At 60.9% G+C, this 548-nt stretch carries 1 protein-coding gene; it reads left to right on the plus strand.

Annotation, left to right across the window (positions count from 1 at the left end; translation table 11 throughout):
- Positions 1–168: 168 nt before the first annotated feature.
- On the plus strand, positions 169–548 hold a 380-nt coding region (locus L6D89_RS32400), incomplete at its 3' end, for a hypothetical protein (protein WP_236202346.1).

Genomic DNA, 548 nt, shown 5'->3' on the forward strand with positions numbered 1-548 from the left:
GGGGAAACCAAACCGGCCGGCGTGAAGGTGAAGATCACCCACGACAATGGGCACCGCCATGCCGGCATCAAGCACCCCAAAGACGCGGTTATCACCGTATCCGAGGCCGATAAAAAGCTGATCGTCGAGCACTTCAAGGTCGGCGAAGAAGTGACGGGGGAATAACCCATGGCAGGAGTCAAGGTATTCAAGGGCATTGGCATCGTCTCTGCCCAACGCCTGGGCGTCGAGAACGCACCGATGCGCGACCTGGGCGACGTCGAGCAATTCAAGATTGCCCACCGCACCAGCTCGATCACCTGGAAACAGCATCGCCGCGTGGGTGGCGGCAACCTGGCCAAGCTGGATACCCCTGAGGGTGTGGACCTGACCGTGCAGATGCAGGAATGGACCGAAGAGAACCAGGCCATGGTCACTCAGGGCAAGGTCATCGAGCTGGAGCCGGAGACTGTCACTGGCGAGGCGGTCGTCCTGATTCCGGGCAGCCTGGTGGTGACTGACTTCCCTGGTCCCAAGAGCCTGGTCATCACCAAGACCCAGGGCAGCAC

It is taken from the genome of Pseudomonas pseudonitroreducens, from assembly GCF_021603645.1.
Lineage (GTDB): Bacteria > Pseudomonadota > Gammaproteobacteria > Pseudomonadales > Pseudomonadaceae > Pseudomonas > Pseudomonas pseudonitroreducens.